The organism is Yersinia pekkanenii (assembly GCF_001152565.1).
Taxonomy (GTDB): domain Bacteria; phylum Pseudomonadota; class Gammaproteobacteria; order Enterobacterales; family Enterobacteriaceae; genus Yersinia; species Yersinia pekkanenii.
The window spans coordinates 26,058-32,793 of record NZ_CQAZ01000049.1; the positions used below are offsets into that span (position 1 = coordinate 26,058).

The window sequence follows — 6,736 nt, forward strand, 5'->3', positions numbered from 1 at the left end:
AAATATACTCGATACTCCGTGCCAATTGTCATTGGCACGATCACTAAACCCCCAAGGGCATCTGCTGCTTTATTTCACTTCATACGAAACACCACCAGCCTAACGGACGGCACCAAACGGGGCGCATATCACGCCGTAAACGTATCTGAACATCCGCAGGTAGTCATTATTGGCGAAGGGTTGGTATCGGGACAAAGGCAAGCATGACCGTGACGCAATGGTGTTCTACACCTTCCCGGCTGCGTTCGAACAAGTGGACGAGGCTATCAGCGTAAGTCACCGCGCATTGATGGCCGTCAGATCAATGTCTACGTGATCCAGCACATGCCGGAAAGTAGCCAGCCAGACGAATAATTATTTATCACATGCGAGGTTTTTATGTTGGTTCAGTTAGTTCAGTTGGTTCAATACGTAAATATGTTTGTTTTATAAGGAATTTAATTTCCATTTTGAACCAACACTGAACCAACAAACGGGGCTTTTGAATCAACATTTGAGGCTATGAACTGTGAGAGGTCTTCACTGGCTGGCTAAGAATTATACAGGGCACCCACTGAACCAACACGAAAGTAGCGTTTGTTGGTTCAGAGATTCATATTTTTTCTTTTAAAAACAATCGTCTTTATAAATTTAACCAACTGAACCAACATACTTTTGCTTATATATACAAAAAAAACTACCCACTCAAATCCATAATCAACTGTTAAATTGATGGTTAGATTTAATACGATTAAAATCTCAAGTTATCTACTTAATTGATTTTAAATCTTTCTTTTGGCGGGTGGCTTTTCGTCGATATCCTGCGACTGGACGACAACCCCCTAAGAAATATAAGGTGATGCCGGTGCGACTAACCCCACAAGGAATGGGATATGAGCTTGAACCTGCCCGGAAGCTATTTGTACTACCTTTCAAAAGATAATCTGGCCCCCGAAGAATACGANAGATAAATCAACATCTTGCAGAACAGCATGTTCGTACATGCGAAACTTTCGTAGGTCAGCCCTCTGGTGCTTCCTTGGCCTTCTTGCGCTTACGGCGTTTGATCTCACCTTGCAAAGCAGCCACGACAAATTGCGAGGTACTTTCACCGTCATCTTTCACTAATTCAACTTCATCAATAACTTCATGCGGAACTCTGGCATGTATTTTTTGTGATTTGGCATTAACGCTACCTGTTGCCATTACTGAATCCTCAATCATTTGGTGGAACACAGTATACACAAAAAATAAATTAATAAAATGGTTGAAGTGGAACACTGTTGATGTTTATAGTGTGTTCCACCTTGGGGCTTTAGATGCTCAAGAAATAACGAAGCCCGGAAGTGCGCTAACACTAACCGGGCCTCTTACCACCAACGATAGAGTACGTATCAAGGCAGCTATGTTAAATCATACCCCAACTCGCTTTAAATTTCTCTTTCTCGCCGTGCACCGTTCTGACCTGAACGCCAAGCCGCACCGTGAATCAGTAACCGCCCATTCTGAACAAGACGCCCGTCGCTCTCTGGCCGGTCAGTTCGTGCTTTCCTTTGCTGGTCGCCTGCCGGAGGTGAGCCATGCATAAAGAAACCTTTGAAGTCGTGAATCACGCAGAAAACGCACTGGCATACAGTAATCAGGCTATCGCTGTGCTGAATATGTGGATGGACACCCTTACAGCAAACGACAACGACGAAGCCAATCGCGTTGCCGCTGTACACAGTCTTATGCATGAAGCGCTATCACACCTTCAAAAAGCTACGGAGGTGAACTATGCGCGAACCGCTGCCTAATGACCGCTACAAAGACAGTCACGGCTTACTCGTCACTGTACAGGCCGTGGCGTTTAACCGAGTCACCTTTAGCCGTGATGGATATCAGGCACCTTGCATCATGCCTCTGGCGCGTTTTGTTGCTGAGTTCACTTCTACCGGGAGTAATTAATCATGACTGATATATATAACCACTTGGCAAGATGTGATTTCAGTCAGATGGACAGCAAGACACTGAGTGAGGTGCGTAATCAAAGTGAAGATGCCTTCAACGGGATTATGGCTGGCATTCATGGCATGGGGAGCGTGGCGTTCTGGGCGACAGATAGTGAGAACTACAGCGATGATTTAGCCGCCAAAGATTTGCGCTCGCTGGGTGAGGCGCTGATGTATTTACCACGTATTGCCGCTGCGTTAAACGATAACGCACAAAATGCACGGTTCGAAATTTGGCACCGTGGGGGCTTTCCCAAATGGTAAAAGATAACTTTGTTAATGACGTTCGCAGCAAAGCTAAAGGCCACTGGGAAGCTATTTTCCAACATCTGGATATTCCAACCAATCGTAGCGAGGGTGAGTGTCCAAGTTGTGGCGGTAAAACCCGCTATCGATTTGATGATCGGGAGGGTCGCGGAACCTACCATTGCTCACATTGTGGCGCGGGTACCGGACTGGATTTAGTGATGAAAGTTAATCAGTGTGACGCCCGTTCAGCGGCGGAAATGGTCGCGGGTGTGATGGCGCTGCCCTTGCCAGAGCCGAAGCCAGCCAGAGATAAGCCTCAATCCAACATCGCTATAGCTGACAAGGTGGCGGCGCTGGTGGCTAAAACGGTATCGGGTGAATCTCAGTACCTTCTCAATAAGGGCCTTCCTAGCCCCTCCAAGGCCTTGCTCAGTGACGGTTCACTGTTGCTGATACTGCAAGCGATGGACGGCACCACCACCGGCGCACAGGTGATTAACCCTGACGGCTCGAAGCGGTTATTAGCGGGTACCACAAAAAAAGGTTCATTTATTCCGGTCAGGCTCCAATCACCAACAGAGAACGGACAGCCTGTAACGGTGCTGATCGCCGAGGGTTACGCAACCGGCGTTACCGTTTCGTTACTGGATGATGGAGTAGTACTGGCCGCACTGGACGAAGGCAACCTAATTCACGTCGCGAAGGTCTGCCGGGCAAAGTGGCCACTGGCAAAAATCATCATTGCCGCAGATAACGACTGGCACGAACCGGGGCTATGTGACGAAAAAGGCAAACCTAAGCAGAATGTTGGCGTTATCTCCGCTGAAAAAGCCACCATTTCTGTTTCTGGTTGGGTTACGTTGCCACCCACTAACCATAAAGCCGACTGGGACGACTACCGCCAACAGAACGGCACAGAAGCCGCTATACGCGCTTTTACTGAATCACTGCACCAACCAAAGGGAGCGAGTATGTCCGTTCAGCTCACGGCGATAGAGGGCGGTAAAAAAGACCGTCAACAGACTGACCCGCTCAAGCCTCACATTATCAGCCGGAAAGACGGAGTTTACTGGATCACGCCGAAGGTGGACAAAGACAGTGGCGAGATTATCAGCAATGAAAGCTGGTTGTGTTCGCCCTTAGAGGTGATCGGCACTGGCAGGGATGATAAAGACCAATACCTGATTATCCGCTGGCTACCGATAGGTGAAGATATACCGACTACAGCAGCAATTCCTCTGGCTGATATTGGTGAGCGTGAGGGCTGGCGCACGCTAAAGGCGGGTGGGGTGAACGTGACCACTAAAAGCACACTCAGGGCGATATTGGCCGACTGGCTACAGCGTAGCGGCTCCCTTGAGATATGGCGTGTGGCTCAGGCCACCGGCTGGCAGTGCGGCGCGTACATCATGCCGGACGGTGAAATCATCGGAACACCTGAAAAGCCGGTTCTGTTCAATGGTCGCAGTGCTGCTGCTGCCGGGTACACAGTGAAAGGTACACCGGAAAGCTGGCGTGATTCAGTGGCAAGGTTGGCGCGGGGCAATCCGTCCATGATGGCGGGGATTGGTGCCGCACTTGCCGCGCCGCTGATTGGCCTTGCCGGTGCTGATGGGTTCGGTATTCACTTCTACGAACAATCCAGCTCAGGGAAAACTACCACCGCCAATATTGCCAGCAGCCTATACGGTGAACCGGATGCCCTGCGTTTGACCTGGTTCGGAACGGCGCTCGGTATTGCCAATGAAGCCGCCGCCCACAATGACGGCCTGATGCCACTGGATGAGGTCGGGCAAGGTGCTGATCCTGATAGCGTGGCTAAGTCTGCCTATACGTTGTTTAACGGTGTTGGCAAGCTCCAGGGGGCCAAAGAAGGCGGCAATCGTGATTTAAAACGTTGGCGTACTGTCGCACTCAGTACCGGGGAAATGGACATTGAAACCTTTATCGCCAGTTCAGGGCGTAAGGTGAAGGCCGGTCAACTGGTTCGCTTGCTGAATATCCCACTGGAGAAGGCACACCAGCACCATGAAACCCCCAACGGCAAAGCCCACGCTGATGCGCTGAAAGATGCCTACCAGCACAACTACGGGGCCGCAGGGCGTTACTGGATTAAGCACCTTGCAGACCACCAGCAACAGGCTGTAGCCGCTGTTAGAGAGGCAGAAAGCCGTTGGCGCTCATTGATACCGGCTGATTATGGGGAACAGGTTCACCGTGTAGCGGCCCGTTTTGCAGTGCTTGAAGCAGCATTACTGTTTGGGCGGGTGGTCACGGGTTGGGATGAGCAAGAGTGCCGGGATGCGATACAGCATAATTTCAATGCCTGGATAAAAGAATTTGGTACCGGCAACAAAGAGCACCAGCAGATTATAGAGCAGACGGAAGGGTTTCTGAACGCTTACGGCCTGAGTCGGTTCGCGCCCCTGCCTTATGACCCACAGAGCCTTCCTATTCGTGATTTGGCCGGGTATCGGGACAAAGGTAAGCATGACCGTGACGCAATGGTGTTCTACACCTTCCCGGCTGCGTTCGAAGATGAGATAGCGCGGGGCTTCAATGTAAAACATTTCGCCAAAGCATTAGCGGGCGCAGGGATGTTAACCCCACCGGCAAGCGGGCGAGGCTATCAGCGTAAATCACCGCGCATTGATGGCCGTCAGATCAATGTCTACGTGATCCAGCACATGCCGGAAAGTAGCCAGCCAGACGAATAATTATTTATCACATGCGAGGTTTTTATGTTGGTTCAGTTAGTTCAGTTGGTTCAATACGTAAATATGTTTGTTTTATAAGGAATTTAATTTCCATTTTGAACCAACACTGAACCAACAAACGGGGCTTTTGAATCAACATTTGAGGCTATGAACTGTGAGAGGTCTTCACTGGCTGGCTAAGAATTATACAGGGCACCCACTGAACCAACACGAAAGTAGCGTTTGTTGGTTCAGAGATTCATATTTTTTCTTTTAAAAACAATCGTCTTTATAAATTTAACCAACTGAACCAACATACTTTTGCTTATATATACAAAAAAAACTACCCACTCAAATCCATAATCAACTGTTAAATTGATGGTTAGATTTAATACGATTAAAATCTCAAGTTATCTACTTAATTGATTTTAAATCTTTCTTTTGGCGGGTGGCTTTTCGTCGATATCCTGCGACTGGACGACAACCCCCTAAGAAATGTAAGGTGATGCCGGTGCGACTAACCCCACAAGGAATGGGATATGAGCTTGAACCTGCCCGGAAGCTATTTGTACTACCTTTCAAAAGATAATCTGGCCCCCGAAGAATACGAGCGCATAATCAGCCCTCATGATGCCTGGTCACGTATCTGCCGTGAGTATGAATTTGACGATGGCTACAATGCCAGCCGTTACCTTATCAATATGCGAGAGGGCCGGACTTACCACACTCAGGCTTCCTCTGGCGGATCACGCGAAAAAGAGAAACTGGAAAAAATGGTATTTTCCGGTGAAGTGGTGATGCTGAGTGATATCTATGGCCCCGCCCGGCTGTTCTACATCAATGGAGAAGGTCAGTTGATGTCAGCCGATCCTCATGCTTTTCGCTTGACAGGGGCCGCAAAGATTATCGAGGCGTTTAACGCTTCAGTGAAATGTCGGAACTATCAGCGAACGGGTGGAAAGCCACGTTCNAAGCATGACCGTGACGCAATGGTGTTCTACACCTTCCCGGCTGCGTTCGAAGATGAGATAGCGCGGGGCTTCAATGTAAAACATTTCGCCAAAGCATTAGCGGGCGCAGGGATGTTAACCCCACCGGCAAGCGGGCGAGGCTATCAGCGTAAATCACCGCGCATTGATGGCCGTCAGATCAATGTCTACGTGATCCAGCACATGCCGGAAAGTAGCCAGCCAGACGAATAATTATTTATCACATGCGAGGTTTTTATGTTGGTTCAGTTAGTTCAGTTGGTTCAATACGTAAAGATGTTTGTTTTATAAGGAATTTAATTTCCATTTTGAACCAACACTGAACCAACAAACGGGGCTTTTGAACCAACATTTGAGGCTACGAACCGTGAGATGCCTTCACTGGCTGGCTAAACATTACACAGCGTACCCACTGAACCAACACGAAAATAGCGTTTGTTGGTTCAAAAAGGGCATTTGTTGGTTCAGAGATTCATATTTTTTCTTTTAAAAACAATCGTCTTTACAAATTGAACCAACTGAACCGACTGAACCAACATACTTTTGCTTATATATACAAAAAAAACTACCCACTCAAATCCATAATCAACTGTTAAATTGATGGTTAGATTTAATACGATTAAAATCTCAAGTTATCTACTTAATTGATTTTAAATCTTTCTTTTGGCGGGTGGCTTTTCGTCGATATCCTGCGACTGGACGACAACCCCCTAAGAAATGTAAGGTGATGCCGGTGCGACTAACCCCACAAGGAATGGGATATGAGCTTGAACCTGCCCGGAAGCTATTTGTACTACCTTTCAAAAGATAATCTGGCCCCCGAAGAATACGA

General features: G+C 48.2%; 8 protein-coding genes and 2 pseudogenes. 8 read left to right on the forward strand and 2 right to left on the reverse strand.

The features are described 5' to 3' along the window. The first annotated feature begins 169 nt into the window (after positions 1 to 169). Entirely contained in the window at positions 170 to 316 is a 147-nt protein-coding gene (locus tag AEP37_RS26610; protein WP_162208243.1) for a hypothetical protein, read from the forward strand. Between the two features lie 683 nt (positions 317 to 999). On the opposite strand, the gene AEP37_RS26615 is transcribed toward AEP37_RS26610, so the two are convergent. Then, positions 1,000 to 1,185, reverse strand: a complete 186-nt coding sequence (locus AEP37_RS26615; RefSeq protein WP_049614860.1) for a YlcI/YnfO family protein — start codon at positions 1,183 to 1,185, stop codon at positions 1,000 to 1,002. Positions 1,186 to 1,384: 199 nt separating this feature from the next. On the opposite strand from AEP37_RS26615, the gene AEP37_RS27955 reads away from it, so the two are divergent. From AEP37_RS27955 to AEP37_RS27345, 7 genes and pseudogenes are all read left to right on the forward strand, one after another. Continuing rightward, a complete protein-coding gene (locus AEP37_RS27955) occupies positions 1,385 to 1,567 on the forward strand; it encodes a host cell division inhibitor Icd-like protein (RefSeq protein WP_049614861.1) in 183 nt (60 codons plus the stop codon). Continuing rightward, positions 1,560 to 1,775 carry a hypothetical protein gene (locus tag AEP37_RS27960; protein WP_049614862.1) on the forward strand — a complete coding sequence of 72 codons (216 nt, stop codon included), beginning with the start codon at positions 1,560 to 1,562 and terminating at the stop codon, positions 1,773 to 1,775. The genes AEP37_RS27955 and AEP37_RS27960 overlap by 8 nt, the downstream gene beginning before the upstream one ends. Then, positions 1,756 to 1,926 carry a DUF4222 domain-containing protein gene (locus AEP37_RS25185; protein ID WP_049614863.1) on the forward strand — a complete coding sequence of 57 codons (171 nt, stop codon included), beginning with the start codon at positions 1,756 to 1,758 and terminating at the stop codon, positions 1,924 to 1,926. The genes AEP37_RS27960 and AEP37_RS25185 overlap by 20 nt, the downstream gene beginning before the upstream one ends. A gap of 2 nt (positions 1,927 to 1,928) precedes the next feature. Further along, positions 1,929 to 2,234, forward strand: a complete 306-nt coding sequence (locus AEP37_RS19205) for a hypothetical protein (protein WP_049614864.1) — start codon at positions 1,929 to 1,931, stop codon at positions 2,232 to 2,234. Beyond that, positions 2,228 to 4,936: a TOPRIM and DUF927 domain-containing protein gene (locus tag AEP37_RS19210; protein ID WP_049614865.1), complete on the forward strand. Its 2,709-nt coding sequence runs from the start codon at positions 2,228 to 2,230 to the stop codon at positions 4,934 to 4,936. Before AEP37_RS19205 ends, AEP37_RS19210 begins: the two co-directional genes overlap by 7 nt. Before the next feature lie 518 nt (positions 4,937 to 5,454). Further along, positions 5,455 to 5,883: pseudogene (locus tag AEP37_RS26990) on the forward strand (hypothetical protein); the annotation flags it as partial. After that, positions 5,869 to 6,117, forward strand: a pseudogene (locus tag AEP37_RS27345) (DNA primase); the annotation flags it as partial. The pseudogenes AEP37_RS26990 and AEP37_RS27345, both read left to right, overlap by 15 nt. Positions 6,118 to 6,540: 423 nt before the next feature. On the opposite strand, the gene AEP37_RS26995 reads toward AEP37_RS27345, so the two are convergent. Then, positions 6,541 to 6,736: hypothetical protein (locus AEP37_RS26995; RefSeq protein WP_209435168.1), on the reverse strand; the 196-nt coding region annotated here is incomplete at its 5' end.

Bases quoted from the DNA above. Each gene is read 5' to 3' on its own strand.
- AEP37_RS26615 (WP_049614860.1), bottom strand. From the start codon at position 1,185: ATGGCAACAGGTAGCGTTAATGCCAAATCACAAAAAATACATGCCAGA.
- AEP37_RS27955 (WP_049614861.1), top strand. From the start codon at position 1,385: ATGTTAAATCATACCCCAACTCGCTTTAAATTTCTCTTTCTCGCCGTG.
- AEP37_RS27960 (WP_049614862.1), top strand. From the start codon at position 1,560: ATGCATAAAGAAACCTTTGAAGTCGTGAATCACGCAGAAAACGCACTG.
- AEP37_RS25185 (WP_049614863.1), top strand. From the start codon at position 1,756: ATGCGCGAACCGCTGCCTAATGACCGCTACAAAGACAGTCACGGCTTA.
- AEP37_RS19205 (WP_049614864.1), top strand. From the start codon at position 1,929: ATGACTGATATATATAACCACTTGGCAAGATGTGATTTCAGTCAGATG.
- AEP37_RS19210 (WP_049614865.1), top strand. From the start codon at position 2,228: ATGGTAAAAGATAACTTTGTTAATGACGTTCGCAGCAAAGCTAAAGGC.